The 17,820-nt window shown below is 37.1% G+C and carries 13 protein-coding genes; 12 read left to right on the top strand and 1 reads right to left on the bottom strand.

What is annotated here, in order from left to right:
• The first annotated feature begins 347 nt into the window (after positions 1-347).
• Complete coding sequence (locus tag IGL30_RS12350) at positions 348-1,781, top strand: 6-phospho-beta-glucosidase (RefSeq protein ID WP_088745220.1); 1,434 nt, start codon at positions 348-350, stop codon at positions 1,779-1,781.
• A 122-nt stretch (positions 1,782-1,903) separates the two neighbouring features.
• On the opposite strand, the gene IGL30_RS12345 is transcribed toward IGL30_RS12350, so the two are convergent.
• A complete protein-coding gene (locus IGL30_RS12345; protein WP_260222093.1) occupies positions 1,904-2,257 on the bottom strand; it encodes a hypothetical protein in 354 nt (117 codons plus the stop codon).
• Positions 2,258-2,502: 245 nt separating this feature from the next.
• Between IGL30_RS12345 and IGL30_RS12340 the strand changes: the two genes are divergently transcribed.
• The 11 genes from IGL30_RS12340 (at position 2,503) to essC (ending at position 17,754) form a co-directional block, all read left to right on the top strand.
• The gene (locus IGL30_RS12340; protein ID WP_123875120.1) at positions 2,503-4,152 is read left to right on the top strand and encodes a MutS-related protein; all 1,650 of its coding nucleotides are present in this window, start codon (positions 2,503-2,505) and stop codon (positions 4,150-4,152) included.
• A 300-nt stretch (positions 4,153-4,452) separates the two neighbouring features.
• Positions 4,453-5,388 (top strand): ABC transporter ATP-binding protein, encoded by a 936-nt coding sequence (locus IGL30_RS12335; protein ID WP_010720660.1) that lies wholly within the window; start codon positions 4,453-4,455, stop codon positions 5,386-5,388.
• Positions 5,381-6,151, top strand: coding sequence for an ABC transporter permease (locus IGL30_RS12330; RefSeq protein ID WP_010737247.1), 771 nt, complete (start codon positions 5,381-5,383; stop codon positions 6,149-6,151). The genes IGL30_RS12335 and IGL30_RS12330 overlap by 8 nt, the downstream gene beginning before the upstream one ends.
• 260 nt (positions 6,152-6,411) lie before the next feature.
• Positions 6,412-6,930, top strand: coding sequence for a GNAT family N-acetyltransferase (locus IGL30_RS12325; protein ID WP_088745216.1), 519 nt, complete (start codon positions 6,412-6,414; stop codon positions 6,928-6,930).
• A gap of 116 nt (positions 6,931-7,046) precedes the next feature.
• Positions 7,047-8,009 carry a tRNA dihydrouridine synthase gene (locus tag IGL30_RS12320; RefSeq protein WP_088745215.1) on the top strand — a complete coding sequence of 321 codons (963 nt, stop codon included), beginning with the start codon at positions 7,047-7,049 and terminating at the stop codon, positions 8,007-8,009.
• An 860-nt stretch (positions 8,010-8,869) separates the two neighbouring features.
• Complete coding sequence (locus tag IGL30_RS12315; RefSeq protein WP_088745214.1) at positions 8,870-10,360, top strand: phytoene desaturase family protein; 1,491 nt, start codon at positions 8,870-8,872, stop codon at positions 10,358-10,360.
• A complete protein-coding gene (locus IGL30_RS12310; RefSeq protein WP_088745213.1) occupies positions 10,347-11,216 on the top strand; it encodes a phytoene/squalene synthase family protein in 870 nt (289 codons plus the stop codon). Before IGL30_RS12315 ends, IGL30_RS12310 begins: the two co-directional genes overlap by 14 nt.
• Before the next feature lie 260 nt (positions 11,217-11,476).
• Complete coding sequence (locus tag IGL30_RS12305) at positions 11,477-11,770, top strand: WXG100 family type VII secretion target (protein WP_088745212.1); 294 nt, start codon at positions 11,477-11,479, stop codon at positions 11,768-11,770.
• 151 nt (positions 11,771-11,921) lie between these two features.
• Complete coding sequence (locus IGL30_RS12300; protein WP_088745211.1) at positions 11,922-12,197, top strand: type VII secretion protein, YukD family; 276 nt, start codon at positions 11,922-11,924, stop codon at positions 12,195-12,197.
• A complete protein-coding gene (essB, locus tag IGL30_RS12295; RefSeq protein ID WP_088745210.1) occupies positions 12,198-13,370 on the top strand; it encodes a type VII secretion protein EssB in 1,173 nt (390 codons plus the stop codon).
• 214 nt (positions 13,371-13,584) lie between these two features.
• A complete protein-coding gene (essC, locus tag IGL30_RS12290; protein WP_409541778.1) occupies positions 13,585-17,754 on the top strand; it encodes a type VII secretion protein EssC in 4,170 nt (1,389 codons plus the stop codon).
• The last annotated feature ends 66 nt before the right edge of the window (positions 17,755-17,820 follow it).

The raw sequence follows: 17,820 nt of genomic DNA, 5'->3' as shown, positions 1-17,820 counted from the left end.
TTGATGTGGGGGAGGACTTTTGTTACTTGGCAACCAACTGATTTTTTTTGGAAGTTTGTGATTCATGGGGCACGTAAATTACTTTTATCAGACGTTCTACGGTATAATAAATGACGAACATGTTTCATTCATTTTCCTCTTACAACTAATTGAAAGCGTTTGTATTTTTGGTTCAAGAAAGATACTTAGATGCTTGGAGTATACTTTCGTTGATATCATTGATTGGAAAACGATACCTGATGCGCTTGTCACTAAAGTTTTTCCTGACAAGTGTGCATTTGGTGGTGTTCTAACTTCGTTTACTAAAGCAATTGAAATAAATTTGAGATGAAAAAGGAGCGGATAGGATGGCTTTTCCAGAGAATTTTTTATGGGGCGGTGCATTAGCAGCCCATCAATTTGAAGGTGGTGTAATTGGAACGTCAAAAGGGCTTTCGGTGGCTGACGTGATGACAGCTGGCTCACATGGTGTACCTCGAATGATCACGGATGGAGTTGTGGAAGGTAATTATTATCCCAATCATGTAGGGATTGATTTTTATCATCGCTATAAAGAAGATATTGCACTGTTTGCTGATCTTGGGTTCAAATGTTTTCGTACATCGATTGCTTGGTCACGTATCTTTCCAAATGGAGATGAGCTGGAACCTAATGAAGAAGGGCTTCAATTTTATGACGATGTCTTTGACGAGCTGTTGAAATATGGGATTGAACCAGTTATTACATTGTCCCATTTTGAAATGCCCTATCATATTGCCAAAGAATATGGTGGATTTATGAATCGTCAAACGATCGATTTCTTTCTTAAGTTTGCAGAAGTGGTATTTAAGCGCTATCAAAATAAGGTGAAATACTGGATGACATTCAATGAGATCAACAACCAAATGAACTATTCAAATGATATTTTTGGTTGGACAAACTCAGGGGTTCATTTTGGCGATTATGAAAATCCAGAGGAGGCGATGTACATTTGTGGCCATCATACGTTAGTTGCTTCTGCTAAGGCGGTTAAACTAGGAAAATCAATCAATCCTGATTTTGAGATTGGGAATATGATTGCGATGGTGCCTATTTATCCATTTTCTTCTCGACCAGCGGATCAAATCTTAGCGCAACAAATGATGCATGATCGTTGGTTCTTCTGTGATGTACAAGTTCGTGGACACTATCCAAATTATGCCCTTAAAATGTTTGAGCGTAAAGGGTACCAGATTGATATAACAGAAGCAGATCGACAAGCACTCGCTGAAGGTACAGTGGATTATATCGGTTTTTCATACTACATGAGTAATACGGTCGATTCACAAGTTCATCAAGATGTGTCAAATAATGTTAGTGGTGGAAGTACGTACTCCGTAACGAATCCTTTCATTAAGGAATCTGACTGGGGGTGGGCGATCGATCCAGAAGGTCTCCGTTATTCATTGAATGCTTTTTATGAGCGTTATGAACTCCCATTATTTATTGTTGAAAATGGGTTTGGTGCCATTGATGTTCTGGAGGCGGATCACACGATTCATGATCCTTACCGTATCGAATATTTACGTAGTCATATCCAAGAGATGGAAAAGGCGATCAATGAAGATGGTGTCGTGCTTTTGGGTTACACGCCGTGGGGTTGTATTGATTGCGTGTCATTTACAACAGGGGAGATGAAAAAGCGTTACGGTTTTATCTATGTTGATCGGAACAATGATGGTTCTGGTACGCTAGAAAGGTATAAAAAAGACTCCTATGATTGGTATAAGCGGGTAACAACTTCTAATGGAACAGATCTTTAGGCGAGCACACATGTAAATAGATCACAAAAAATCAGCTGGTTGTTTTCAAATCAGCTGATTTGCTATTTATTTGTATTAAATTGAAAGAGAGTAAAAAGTTTACGCACGATGACCATCCTTGTTTATAGAACTGTTTTTAGTTTCTCCCATAAGTGATCCATATCCATTGTTCCGTACTCTGCTTTAGAAATAGCTATCACTGGTACCTGAGGGAATTTCTTTTCAATTTCTTCTTTGGCATAGGCAAAAGTTGGAGTTAGTAGAATAATATCTGCTTCCGAGGCGTGTTCGTCTACCTGACTTGCTTCATATATTTTAAGAGCCCAAGGTTGATTTTTTTCTCTTAAAAACTTAGCTAATTTCATTTCTAAGAACTGGGTTTGCAAACTACCATTGGTAGAAATAAAATTAAAAGACATATCGAAAATAACAATAGTTTTCATTTTTTGCTCCGCATCTTTTGGATGATTGTTCATCGAAGTAGTAGCCATCTATTTTCTTCCTTTCTTTTCATCTATTCGTTATCTCTAGTATACGACAATTATTTTGTAAGCGCTATTTTTAGCTGGCGGAAATGAGTATGCTTCTTCTTTTAAGTTCATTTCACGTAGCTATCTATGAATAAACAGCTATTTTATGTTGAACTTTCATTATTCAGCTCCTAAAGGGTTCAAACAGTGCTATACTTTATCCAATGAAAAACAGAATAGGAGAAAAATGTATGGATCAAAAAACATTTATTGTGCTATTGATTTGTGGCGTAATAGTTTTGCTGATTGCTTTAGATCTCAATGCGCGACGAAAACTAAAAGAAAGTGTCCATCAGAAGTGGGGAAGAGTGCCTTATCAACCTCGATTTGATAAAGAAAAAAGTTTAAAGGAAGCGTGGCTCACAGAAAAAGAATTTCGTTCATGGTCAAGTGAAGTGGATGACTTGACGTGGTACGATTTGGATATGTTTGAAGTTTTTGAAGGAATCAATCTGACGTACTCTAGTATTGGTTCGGAAGCTCTGTATCAACGGCTGAGGAGCTTTAACTTTGGAAAAGATCAACGATTAGAGAAGTTAATTGCTTTTTACCAAGAAAACCCTCAAACAAGAGAAAAAATCCAATATCAATTTGCACGACTAGGGAAAAAAGATGGCAATTTTACGAAGCAATATTTAGCGGATGGTCAAAGTAAACAGATCGGACATGTCGGCTTTTATACTTTTTTAGGTCTCTTACCGATCATTGGTTTAATTTTATTATTATTTGGACAAGTCTTGGGTATTTATCTAGCGATTGGTAGTTTGATTTTTAACACACTTTATTATCAAGTAAAGAAACAGACATTAGAAACTGAGATCAATAGTATGGGTTACCTAGTCTCAACGATCTCAACAGCGAATCAAGTAGCAAAGATTGCTACACCGGTTCAAGATGAATTACGGCAAAATGTTAAACCATTAAAAGATATTCCTAAATTTGGGTTTTCCTTTCGAGTTAAAAGCGGGTCGGAAGCAGAAATTTTATTTGATTATGTCAATATGATGTTCATGTTGCCGTTTATTTCTTATCACTTTGTTATTAGCAGGTTAGAGAAAAAAACGAAAGAAGCAATGAAGGTTTGGGAGTTGTTGGGAGAAATGGAAGTAGCGGCTGCGGTTCTCAACTACCGTACCTACATGCCTATTACCTGTCAGCCAGAATTTACGGATAATGGCGTAGAGGCGGAAGATCTCTATCATCCTCTCTTGGAAGAAGCGGTAGTGAACCCGGTAGATTGGCATCAGAACATCTTAGTGACGGGCTCGAATGCTTCAGGTAAATCTACTTATGTGAAAAGTATTGCGATCAATTGTATCTTAGCACAGACGATCCAAACAGCCCTCGCAGAAAAATTCACCTTGCAGCATGGTCACGTACTGACTTCTATGGCGATCGAAGATGACTTGTTTGCAGGAGATAGTTACTTTGTTTCAGAAATCAAATCGATTAAACGACTACTAGATCAAGTAGAAAAAGGGGAAAGATGTTATTGTTTTGTGGATGAGATTTTAAAGGGAACTAATACAATCGAACGGATTGCTTCTTCTGCAGCAGTGGTAAGATGGTTGGCAGATTATCCTTCACTAGCTTTTGTGGCGACTCACGATATTGAATTGACTGAGATCTTGAAAAATGAATGTAAGAATGTCCATTTTGAGGAACAGGTCACAGCAGAAAAAGGAATCAGTTTTGATTTTAAATTAAAGCAAGGTCCAGCAAAAACCAGAAATGCGATTGCATTATTGAAAGTCTTAAATTATCCGGAAAAACTAGTTGCGGATGCAAAAGAAGCAGCAACATTTTTTGATCAACATCGAAAATGGGAGATTTTTGACTAAAACGTACGGACTTAATATGTCAGGCTTGAAGGGTTTGGCGCAAACTCATTTATATCAAAAAAGGAAGAAAGCGTGCCTTTTCCTGATGGAGAAATCATGCTTTCTTCCTTTTTGGACATGGATAAAAGGATTCATTTATTTTAGTAGAACAATTGATCGAAAGAAGATGAAATGATTGATTTTATATTAGATGCTCGAATACATAAAATTCTATTTTATTTTGAAAACTTTATTCATTTTCTTTCAATCATTCCATGTTACAATAGAGAATCAGATGGAAAAAAGGAGATCGTTAAAAAAATGACACAGGCTCTTGAAATAAAGAATTTAAAAAAAGTATACGCAACGGGAGTTGAAGCGTTGCGAGGGATTGATTTAACGGTGGAAGAGGGCGATTTTTATGCCTTGCTTGGTCCTAATGGTGCGGGGAAATCTACGACAATTGGGATCATCACTTCACTTGTGAATAAAACTTCTGGTGAAGTAAAAGTGTTTGGTTATGACTTGGATACTGATTTGGTTCGTGCCAAACAACAAATCGGATTAGTACCGCAAGAATTCAATTTTAATCCTTTTGAAACAGTTCAACAGATCGTAGTGAATCAAGCAGGATATTATGGTGTTTCACGACAAGAAGCAATCAAGCGTAGTGAAAAATACCTTAAGCAATCCAATCTATGGGAAAAAAGAAATGTTCGTGCACGCATGCTTTCTGGTGGAATGAAACGGCGACTGATGATTGCTAGAGCATTGATGCATGAACCGAAACTATTGATTTTAGATGAACCTACTGCAGGTGTAGATATTGAACTAAGACGTGAAATGTGGGAGTTCTTGCGAGAATTAAATGAACAAGGTACTACGATTATTCTAACGACTCATTATTTGGAAGAAGCCGAAATGTTGTGTCGGAATATCGGGATTATCCAATCAGGTGAATTGATTGAAAATACAAGTATGAAATCATTACTTTCTAAATTACAATTTGAAACGTTTATTTTTGACTTAGCACCGTATGAACAAGCGCCAGTTCTACAAGGGTACACTAGTACGTTTGAAGATGAGCGGACCCTTGCTGTTGAAGTAGAACGGGATCAAGGGGTCAACGGAATCTTTGATCAATTAAGTGAACAAGGGATAAAAGTGCTTTCGATGAGAAATAAATCGAATCGCTTAGAAGAATTATTCTTGAAAATCACGGAAGAAAATGGTCATGTGGAGGAAAAAAATGTTTAGTCTTTATTTTACAGCTTTAAAAAGTTTAGCCATCAAGGAAACCAATCGCTACTTGCGGATTTGGGTCCAAACACTGGTTCCACCAGTGATTACCACCTCACTTTATTTTGTGATCTTTGGGAAAATGATTGGCGGACGTATTGGTGATATGGGTGGATTTTCCTACATGGAATTTATTGTTCCAGGGTTAATCATGATGTCCGTTATCACTAGTTCTTATTCCAATGTTTCGTCCTCATTTTTTTCTCAAAAATTCCAGAAAAATATTGAAGAAATTTTAGTTGCGCCCGTTCCCACACATGTGATTATTTGGGGATTTGTGATTGGTGGACTGGGACGTAGTATCTTGGTCGGGGCGTTGGTAACGATGATTTCGCTATTCTTCGTTCCGCTAAATGTCTTCTCTTGGGGCATCGTGATTGTTACTTTGCTGATGACATCGATTTTATTTTCACTAGCGGGTTTGATCAATGGGATTTTCGCACAGTCGTATGATGATGTGTCGATCGTGCCGACCTTTGTCCTTCAGCCATTGACATACCTCGGTGGTGTCTTTTATTCGATCTCTATGTTGCCACCAATCTGGCAGGCAATTTCTAAAGTTAATCCGATCGTTTACATGATTTCAGGATTTCGTTATGGGTTCCTTGGAACGACAGATGTACCCATCATGATTTCGATCACGATTCTTGTGTTATTTAGTTTAGTGCTTTATTCACTATGCTGGTATTTAATCAATAAAGGTAGAGGGTTAAGAAGCTAGAGTTTGTGGAATGATCAAAAAAACTTATTCGGTTTTCTACAGAAACGGATTGATTTGATCAAATTTTTGGTAATAGGCAAGAAATAGTTGAGTCTAGGATAGATGCTTATCCTAGACTTTTTTTGTTCGATTAAAGGACTTCCTGATACAAATTTAGACGATCTCTACTTAAACTAGCTAAATATAATGTGTTAAAATGATAACTAATCTTTAGCTTTTAGTGTCTTATCTAGTATAGAAAAATAAAAAGGGGATATGGAATGACAATTGAATTTCGCGAAACGACGTTAGCTGATGTGCCAGCCGTCATGAAAATCATTAATGAAGCAAAACGGTTGTTAGCTTCCGCTGATAGTCCGCAATGGCAAAATGGTTATCCAAATGAAGAAACGATCAGGCAAGATATCGAAAAAAAATGGTCTTATGTTTTGGTAGTCGATGGAATCATTGCTGGAACATTAGCCTTACAAAAAACACCTGATAAAAATTATCAAGAAATCTTTGAAGGAAGTTGGGAAAAAGCTGATGCGCCCTATACAACAATCCATCGCATTGCACTAGCTGATGCATTTCGCGGACAAAAGCTGGCTTACCGACTCGTTGAGTATGCAGAAGCAGAAACAAAGGCCTTAGGAATGGCACAAGTAAGAGTTGATACGCACAAAAAGAATACTAGTATGCAACGTATCATGGCTCATTGTGGGTTTGAGTTACGTGGTATCGTCTATGTCGACGATGAGATAGACAATGAACGATTGGCGTATCAAAAATTACTTTAGTAAAGGAAGCAGTGGTTTTGCTTCTTTTGTTGATTCCTAGTATAATGACTCTGTTTTTTAGAATAGTGAACGAAGAGTATTACATGGCGAAACTACAATGAAATGGAGAGTTATCAGTGAAAGAAAATTTTTGGGCAGAATTACCGAAGCCCTTTTTTATATTAGCACCAATGGAAGATGTCACAGATGTGGTGTTTCGACATGTTGTGCAGGCGGCAGGAGCGCCCGATGTGTTTTTTACAGAATTTACAAATTCCGATAGTTTCTGCCATCCTGATGGTAAAGAAAGTGTCAGAGGTCGCTTGACATTTACCGAAGATGAACAGCCGATGGTTGCTCATATCTGGGGGGATAAACCAGAATTTTTTAGACAAATGAGTATCGAACTAGCAGAAATGGGTTTTAAAGGGATCGATTTGAATATGGGATGTCCGGTTTCTAACGTTGCTGAACGTGGGAAAGGGAGTGGCTTGATTCTTCGTCCGGAAGTTGCAGCGGAACTGATCGAAGCAGCGAAAGCAGGAGGATTACCTGTAAGCGTCAAGACAAGAATCGGCTATACAGAACAAGAAGAGTTGGAAGGTTGGTTGAGTCATTTATTGAAACAAGATATCGCCAATCTTTCTGTTCATTTACGTACGAGAAAAGAAATGAGTAAAGTAGATGCTCATTGGGAGTTGATCCCTCAAATCGTAGCATTAAGAGATCAACTTGCGCCACAAACGTTGCTTACGATCAATGGCGACATTCCTGATCGGCAAACGGGCTTGGAATTAGTTGAAAAATATGGTGTAGACGGGATTATGATCGGTCGTGGGATCTTTAAAAATCCTTTTGCTTTTGAAAAAGAACCAAGAGAACATTCAGCAACTGAATTGATTGATCTTTTACGTCTGCAATTAGATCTCCAAGATCAATATGCCAAAGAAATCCCCCGTTCAATGACTGGGCTACATCGTTTCTTTAAAATCTATGTCAAAGGATTTCCGGGTGCAAGTGACTTACGTGTTCAATTAATGAATACTAAATCGACCGACGAAGTCAGAGCGCTTTTAAATGCTTTTTCTAATCAAGAGTAACCGATGAAAATTTCAAGAATACTGTATTCTGTTTGTATTTTTGAATCTTATAAAAGAAATCAGAGGTAGATAAAACGCCGAATGATCCGAATGAATTTTCGTGATCATTGGGCCTTTTTTGTAAAAGTAGTTATTTAATGAGAAAATTGAATGGCAAATGAGACAAAACTTGTCACAGTCTCTTCTAGTATCTCTAAAAACGAATAAACGGCGTTCAAGAAGCAACTCCTCAAGAATAAGCGATGATTTTCTAAAATATGAGGAGCTATTTTAAAAAATCCTCTCTTATTCGCTCGGAGCTGAACGCTTCTTTCGCAGCCTCTTGCTAAACGGTATTCAAACATCAGCTCCTTGAAATAAGCCTGAATTTTTCAAAACATGAGGAGCTGTTTCAAAAAATTCTTTCTTATTGTCATCAGAGCTACCCGATGTTTTCACGACCTCTGATTCACGGTGTTCAAAGAGTTGACCTTCGGCGATAAGTCAAAAAATCTCAAAACATGGGAAGCTGTTTCGAGATTTCCATCCTTAATGCTCCTGCGATTACTCGTCGCAGTTTTTACTTGGTGAGCGCTCAGGTCAAAACACTCTTTTCACGACCTCTTGTTCACGGTGAGACAAAAGTAGCATCTTCGGAAAATTTGCCGAAATTTACCAAAAATTTGAGAAGCACCAAGTAGGTAACAATCAACATCAAAAACTAGTTTTTGTGTTTCTTGTCAATTTTCGGAAATTCCTTCTTATTTCTTGATGCTCAACACTTTTGTCTCAACCTCTTTGAGCATATTAGTTTATCACTTGATAAATTTTGCGTTATCATTAAATTTATCAAGTGATAAAAAAGGTAAGTAGGTGATCCCATGAAAAAAATTATTGTCATTGGGGCGGGAGTAGCTGGATTAAATGCCGCAGTTCGGTTGCAAAAGCTAGGATATGAAGTCACACTGTACGAAAAAGATCGTCAAGTTGGCGGGAAAATGAATCAAATCAAAACGGCAGGATTTACCTTTGATTTAGGGCCAACGATTGTGATGATGCCAGAAATTTATCGGGAAGTATTTGAATTTTGTGGGAAAGACCCCGATGACTACATTCCAATGAAAAAAGTTGATCCAATGTTAAAACTGTATTTCAACAAAGAGGAACCAATCGAGTTTTCCAATGATTTAATTGAATTGACAAAGACGTTGGAAAACATTTCGCCAGAAGATACACAAGGTTATTTCGCATTTTTAGCAGATATCTATCAGCGATATACGATCGCAAAAGAAGCCTTTATCACGAAATCATTTCGTGGTTTTTGGGATTTTTATAATCCTAAATCATTATGGGCAGGGATCCGCTTGCGGACATTCAGCGATGCGTATACGTCTATTTCTAAATTTGTGAAGGATGACCGTTTGCGTAAATCATTGGCTTTTCAAACACTTTATATCGGGGTATCGCCTTATCAAGGACCCTCTTTATATACGATTATTCCAATGATCGAATTATTTTATGGTGTTTATTTTATTGAAGGTGGAATGTATACGTTAGCGACTTCATTGGCTCGATTGTTTGAAGAATTAGGTGGAAAGATCGTTTACGAAACATCAGTAGATGAAATCCTAATTGACAATAAGATTGCTAAAGGGATCCGAATCGGGAAAGAACAAGTGATGGCTGATGCTATTGTATGTGGCGCTGATTTTCCTTATGCGATGAAGGAATTAATTCCTGATGAAAGAAAACGGGGAAAGTATACAAATAAAAAAATCGCTAAATTTGAATATTCATGTTCTTGTTTTTTGATGTATCTTGGCTTAGACAAGAAATACCCAGAGGAACACTTGCATAGTATTTATTTTGCAGAAGACTTTAAACAAAATGTTGATGATCTCTTTGAACGAGGAAAGTTACCAGATGATCCATCTTTTTATTTGTACCGACCGTCATTGATGGATGATTCGCTTGCACCTGAGGGTCAGGAAGGCTTATATGTCTTAGTACCAGTGCCAGAATTGTCAAAATATGAGAAGTGGACGGAACAAACGATGCAAGCCTATCGCCAAAAAATCATCCGATTGCTCAAAGAAAAGACGATTTTTAAGGATATCGATGAGCATATCGTATCCGAAACATTGATCACGCCCAAAGATTTTTCTGAACGTTTCAATGCTTATAATGGAGCGACTTTTGGCTTAAAACCGACATTGAAACAAAGTAATTATTACCGCCCGCATAACAAATTTTCTGCAGCAGAAAATTTATATTTTTGTGGGAGTAGTACCCATCCTGGCGCAGGGGTACCAATTGTTATGCAAAGCGCAAAATTAGCGGTAGAGGAGCTGTTGAGAGATGATAACCATTAACAATGATCCTTTTCAAGAATACCAAAAAGATTTTGCCTATTGTGAATCAATCATCAAGAAAAATTCAAAATCGTTTTACCTGGCTTTCTCACAGTTGCCTAAACGAAAAGCTCAAAGTGTCTATGCCGTGTATGCGTTTTGCCGACGTGCAGATGATTTGATTGATCGCGACAACAATCAAGCGGGATTGAGACAGTTAGAACGGCAATTGCTAGATTTTAATGAGGGAAAGGTTCCCAACGATCCAGTCTGGCGTGCGCTATCAGTGGTCTTTGACAATTTCCCCATGGTAACCGCTCCTTTTTTTGATATGCTGACTGGTCAACGAAAAGATGCTGATTTTAAGCAACCAGAAACAAGAAAAGATCTTGAAGAATATTGTTATTACGTTGCAGGTAGTGTAGGTTTGATGTTGCTTCCGCTTTTAACTGAGCGCCCAGCTGACATCGTTGTACCAGCTAAAAAATTAGGAGAAGCGATGCAGTTAACGAATATTTTACGAGATGTTGGAGAAGATTATCAAATGGGGCGAATCTACCTGACAAAAGAAGACATGACTAGATTTGGGGGGGCAACTACCATGTTAGAAGAAAAGCAAGCCCAAACACAATTAGTCGCTTTATGGGAATCACTGGCTAAGCAGGCTGAAAACTTATATGAAGAATCATTTGAAATGTTTCCTCTTATTACAGAAGATTGTCGTCAAGCACTTGCCAGTGCTGCGTTTATTTATCGTGAGCAATTAAATATCGTGAGAAAACAGCATTATTCTTTATTTGATAACAAGAATAAAGTTAGTCATTATCGAAAAGTACAGCTTTTAAAAGAGGTCAAAAGTTATCTCAAAAGCTATTGAACCGTCTGATTATTAAAGAACCGAATATAAATTCAATATTGTTGTTTTCAAACGATCATTAGTTGAAAAAATTGAAAGCAATGAGCCCGAGACTAAAAAGGTTGTCGGGCTTTTTATCACTGTTTTGTTACATAGGTCTTTCTATGCGAGAAAAATTTTCAGATAAAAATAAAGATTTAGCGGAATATTTTAGAACTTGTCGTATATTATTCATGACCAAGGTAATAGTTTTACCAACTAAATGCTAGGAGGATGGAAGAATGGAACCAATTGCAGTTACGCCTGATCAATTAAAATCACAAGCGAAGATCTATCAGCAATCAGCGCTCCAAATACAAGAGGCTATCCGAAAAGTAAATACGATGAACCAGCAAATTGCTCATAATTGGAAAGGACAAACTTTTCAAGCATATCTTGATCAGTATCACCAGTTAGAAGGTAGCGTTAAACAAATGACACAATTATTTGAAAGTATTTATGAGCAACTCAACAACTATGCGAATACCGTTTCAGAACGGGATCGTCAAGATGCTCGGAATTTTGGGTTGCTATAGCGTTTATCAGTAAAAACCAATCTTCGTTTGACTTGTACCCATTAAAGCAGCAAATGTCAGTTGTTTTTTAGCTATTTTCATTTGGTTTTTGTTTTGATTCCTTGACTTTGACTGTAAAAAATAAGCCATACATGAAAAAAGGGGTAACTCAATGAAACAGGGAATAGTCATTGATATTTGTTTGCAAATCGAACAGCAAACGATCGACTTGCAAATACCTAGGGAAATAACCATTAGGTGCTTAAAGGAATTATTTGTGAACGCACTTCAGGTTTCTTCGATCGTGCTACCGGCTGCGTTCGATTTAGAAGTGACAAATAAATCAATACGATTGAATGAAGAATTTCTTTTATCAGATTATCCAATTAGTCATGGTGACCAACTGTTAATCAAGCCACGTATCCTTAATGGTGGTGACAACAAGTAATTGAAGAGCGAAAAGGATGTATTTGAAAAAGAAGGTATTAAAATAACTGATGAACGAGTGGAAATTCAGCTACAAGCGAATCAATATGCGCTGGATCAGATCGAACAATATACATTTTTTTTAAAACCTAAAAGAAATTTACTGGCAGGTGACGTTAGCCATTTATCTACAGAAAAATTAATTATTCAATACAAAAAAACAAGTCAAATGAAGTGTTTCTCACAGGTTTTGATTAAATTAGATTTTTACCAACGATTATTGCTTGCCCAAAAAGTCAATCAATTGTGTGATTTTATGAATGGACCGATCCAACCATTGTTTCATCCCGATAATTTGTTTCTGTTTGGAGAAGAGATTTTTCTTGCACATCGAGGGTTTATGCAAGTTATCGCTCCATATACGGTCACTGAAAATGATTTTCTGAAGCAATATCGGGCACTGGTGTTGGCTATCTTATATCCTAATTTGAGTTATGAGAGTTTAAATGGAGGAAGTGAAGGATTAACAGATGACTTGTCGAAATTGCTCCATGGAGCAAAAAATGTAACAGAAATCAATCAGATTATTAGCGACCAAATCGAAACACAAAAGGAGATTCGAGCGACAGAATTACGTGTGGTCAGTAGGAAAAATTACTTTATTTTTAAATGGGGTAGCCTTTTATTCAGCTTGTTAACCATCCTTTTTGCTTTATTAACAGGAAATTATGCGTTTTATCAATTACCACAGATAGAACGGAGCATGGATGCACAAGCAAAATATATAGCCAAGGATTATGCAGGTGTTTTAACGGCTTTAGCAGATGTATCCCCCAGTTTGTTTTCTCAAAGTATCAAATATATAGCGGCTGTTAGTGTCATTCAATTAGATCATTTAACCTCATTAGAAAAAACAGCTATTTTAAATCAATTATCTCAAGAGTCAAGTGAGAATCGTTTGCTTTATTGGATTTACATTGACAGAAATAATCTCCAACAGGCATTGGATATCGCTCAAAATATAGGAGATGAGCAGTATCTTTTGCATGTCTATACTAAGTTATATCTGACAGTAAAAATGAACGATCAAATGAGTGGTGAAAAAAAGCAAAAATTACTAAAAAACTATCAAGAAAAAATTAGTCAATATAGCAAAAAGCCAGGAGAGAATAAATCTGAAAATCCCACAAAATAAGACACTATGCACCGAGAATCAGATGAATATCAGTCTTTCCATCCTTTTTGATCTCTTTTATTTTGGGGAGATGTTTATTCATGAAGTATTTACTCAAAATGATAAAGAGCTGGTGATCGCCGGCAAAAAAATCTGTTATATCAAACAGCATATAAATTTTTCAGACTCTTCGATCAAAGATGATCCGAGGTTTCTGATATTAAAGCATGAAACATTGCAGAGAAAGTGGATCGATCCACCGAAGCAATTGATTGATATTTCATGTGCAACAACCTCTGCCTTGATGATTGAATCAGATGCAATGATTGCGATAGATTATCAGGATAATAACTATCAATTGAGTATATATCCTAGTAAAGCACCCGTTTATTATAACCAGCAACTTGTAACAAAAGGTGTATTTACTTTCCAAGTAGGTGATCAGATCGTAGTGGATCAGTGGATTATCGAAAGGCGGGAAAAGCAGTGGCAGATCATCGGTTTAGGTCAAGCGATCCAATTAAATCCATGGGTACTTTCTGAAGTCCCTTATATACCTGAATATCCTAAGCACTTCCCCTTTTTTAGAAGAAGCCCTAGAATCTATCTGGAAGAGCCAAAAGTACAAGTGGAGGTTCGATTACCGAGACACGAAGCAGCTCAGGAGAAACAATCCTTTTTTAAATTGGTTCTCCCGTCTTTAGGTATATTTATCTTAAGTGGAATGTTTCTATTTTTTAGCAATCGAAACCTGCTTCTGATACTAGGTATGTATGGACTTAATTTATTGACGTCCAGTATCTCTACTATCAATTATTTATTAAATAAAAAGAAAATAAAACGAAAAAAAAGTGAACAAAAAATAACTATCCAACAATATAGAATCAAAAAAGCTTTTGAATTAAACAGGTTACAGCAAAGACAAAAAGAAGTTTTACAGTACATCTATCCTTCTAATAATCAATTAGCACGAATGACAAAGGAATGTCATCCAAGAATCTATGAACGTCGACCAAAGGATAAAGATTTTTTAACCGTTCGCTTAGGAATAGGCGAACGTCCATCCAGTTTTAAAATTGTTAGTTCTCATTTGGATGAGGATCAATGGAACGATGAAGTTCTATCCGATTTTATTCGTCCTTATCAGAAATTAAAGAACGCTCCTATTGCGATTTCGTTTGCAACTCAGTCAGTGGGGCTTGTCGGTCCATCGAATGTTTTGCAGGAAGCTCTTCAATCTTTACTATTTCAAATTTCTGTCTTGCACTCTTACCAAGAGGTTGAGTTTATCACGCTTCTTCAAGAAAAAGAATATGAAAAAACATGGAAAAATTGGCGTTGGTTACCACATCATACGTTGCGAGCCTTTCCACTTAAACAAAGAGGGCTCCTCTTCAATTTAAAAAATCGAGAGTTGGTTTTAAGTGCATTTTATAAGATCCTTTCTAAAAGGAAGCAAAAACTACAACATGCTGATTATCAGAAGATAGCTTTTAAACCAACTTATGTTTTTTCAATTATCACAGAAGAAGGCTTGTGGGAGCATGAAATCAGTGAGTTTTTAACGGAAGAATTAAATCGGTATGGTGTCGTAGTTATTTGGGCGAAGGAATCTATCGATCAGTTGCCTGAAACTGTAACGACGTTAATAGCGTATCAAAGTCAAGATATTGCTATGTTGATCAATCATAAAGAACAACACATTAATCAACCATTTACACCTAATCGTTTACCAACTAGTTATCCACTTGAACAAGTAATTTTTCGCTTAGCTAACTTATTCCATGAAGAAATTGAAAATCAAAATCTGCCAGAAAAAATCAATTTATTAGAGCAATATCAAGTTCAGACTGTTGAGGAGTTAATGATTTCTAAGCGCTGGTTGAACGCAGAGCCAAGTAAGACATTGCGTTCATTGATCGGCTGGCAGAGAAAAAATCAGGGGATCTACTGGGATCTCCATGAACAGGCACATGGACCTCATGCTTTAATTGGTGGCACGACTGGTTCAGGGAAGTCAGAATTTCTGATTACTTATTTAGTGAGATTAGCCATCAATTTTTCTCCTGAAGATGTAGGGATTCTAGTGATTGATTGGAAAGGTGGCGGCCTCGCACAAACAGTAAGTAAGTTGCCACATTTTATGGGTGCGATCACTAATTTAGACCGAGTTGGTACGTCCCGTGCATTGATCAGTATCAAAGCGGAGCTGGAAAAGCGACAAAGGTTACTTGCGACCTATGAAGTAAACAACATCAATGAGTATATGCAGTTATACAAACAACGAAAACAAAGGAACGTTTCTGCGTACCCTGATCAGCCGCTGCCTCATCTTTTTCTAGTATCCGATGAGTTTGCCGAATTAAAAGTCAATGTGCCAGAATTTTTGGAGGAGCTGACTTCAGTAGCGCGGATTGGTCGTTCACTTGGCGTCCATTTAATTTTAGCTACCCAAAAACCAGCCGGAGTAGTCAACGACCAAATCGAGGCGAATAGTAAAAGTAAAGTGGCATTGAAAATGGCAAGTGTTCAAGACTCAAAGGAACTTTTACAAACAACAGATGCAGCTTATGTGTCAAGACCAGGGAGGGGTTATCTTAAGGTAGGAGAAAATGACGTCTATGAATTGTTCCAAAGTGGTTATACAAAAGCACCCTACGCACCAAACCAATCTCTTGAAGATGAACGGATCGTTGTTGTGAATGCATTTGGTCAAAAGGAAGTCCTCTTTGCTCCTACAGAAAAAGATTCGAGGAAAGCAGCGGGCAGTATAGTTACGCAATATGAGGCAGTCAGAAGGTTGATTGTACAAACTTTTCAACAATCAACATTCAGCCAACCATCACAACCTTGGTTACCAGAATTACCAACGTGGTTAGTAATGCCTATCTTTAAAGGAAATGAACGGAATACATTAAAGGTTCCCATAGGCTTGTTAGATGTACCTCATGAGCAAAAGCAAAGTCATTATTACTATGATTGCGAGAAAAGTAGTCATACCGTTGTATTCGCTAGTTCTGGATATGGAAAATCTACGTTATTACAAACAATTGTTTTAAGTCTTGCAAGACAAAATACTCCAAATCAAGTATGGTTTCATCTAGTTGATTTTGGTACTAATGGCCTTTTACCGTTGAAGAAGTTGCCACATGTCGTTGACATCGTCACTTTAGAAGAAGAAGAAAAAAGACAAAAAATGTTTGTGAGAATCAATCGATCATTGGCGGAGAGAAAACAACTGTTTAAAGAAAAGGGTGCCACAAATCTCTACCAATACCAAGAAAAAACGAGCATCCAATTACCGATCATTTTTATTATATTAGATAGCTACGAGAGTTTGGGGATAGAGGATAAACGAAAAGATTCCATCGATGAAACAATCGTGCATTTACTAAGAGATGGTGCAAGTTTAGGGATTTATCTTATTCTATCTGCAAATCGTGTCGGGAGTATTCGCCTAAATATGATGAGTCAATTTGCAACAAAGCTGTTTATGTATTTACATGATGAAAGTGAAATCAAACAAGTGCTGGGAAGAGAAGCGATTGTTGCGTTGCCTATTAAAGGAAGAGGGCAAGTGATGCTTGACCGACCAACGATATTACAATTTTATTTACCCACTAATGGTCAAAATGAATCAGAAATATTCGAAAAAATGGCAGAAGAAATAACAAATATAGATCAAGACTGGGTAGGAAAACGTCCTGAAAAAATCCTGATGGTGCCCGAACGGTTAACGCCAAAAATTTTCAGTCAGTTTGTGCGCAATAAAGAAAAAGACTTGGTGTATCTAGGTTTGAATAAGCAAACAGTTGAGGTGGAATCATTTGCATTTTTTCTTGGAAAGCAGCTAGGTTTATTTTTTACTTCCAATGTACAATTGCAGAGGATGTTTTCATGGTGGCTATCACAAATGATGGATGTGGAAGAAAATGTTGTTTTAATTGATGTTTCTGGAACATTGGAGCAAATAAAAAACGAAGTGACTTCGTATTTTAGCTTGCATGATGTCGCAAAACGAAGTGAGAAATTTACTCATTTCTGGGATGAACTGTGGTTCACGCCAAAAACGAGAAAAATCGTGGTTCTTAATGGACTGGCTGATTTCGTGGAAGAAATGGGGTTACTCTCGGGAGAAGTAAGCAAGTTATTAAATAGAGGAAATTCGTGTTTTCAATTCATTTTTATTGATCTGTTAGCGAAAACTGGCAATTTTTATGGTGGAATGACTCAAATAGTAAAAGAAAATGTTTCTCAGATCCTTTTTGATGGGAGTCTCCAAACTCAAAGATTTGTTGATGATTTTACATTTACAAGAGAAAATAACCCAAATAATAAAAATAGTTTTTACAGTTTAAAGGATGGAAAGTTGGAAATCATAGTAGTTCCTGTCGAAGAAGAGTGAGGGTAAAAATGATACCGCACTAAAAATAATGTACCCGAACAAGAGGGCACGGGTGCAAGGGTTAGC

It is taken from the genome of Enterococcus sp. DIV1089c, from assembly GCF_050530965.1.
Classification (GTDB): Bacteria; Bacillota; Bacilli; order Lactobacillales; family Enterococcaceae; genus Enterococcus_B; species Enterococcus_B hirae.
This window is presented reverse-complemented; position numbering and strand designations above follow the sequence as displayed.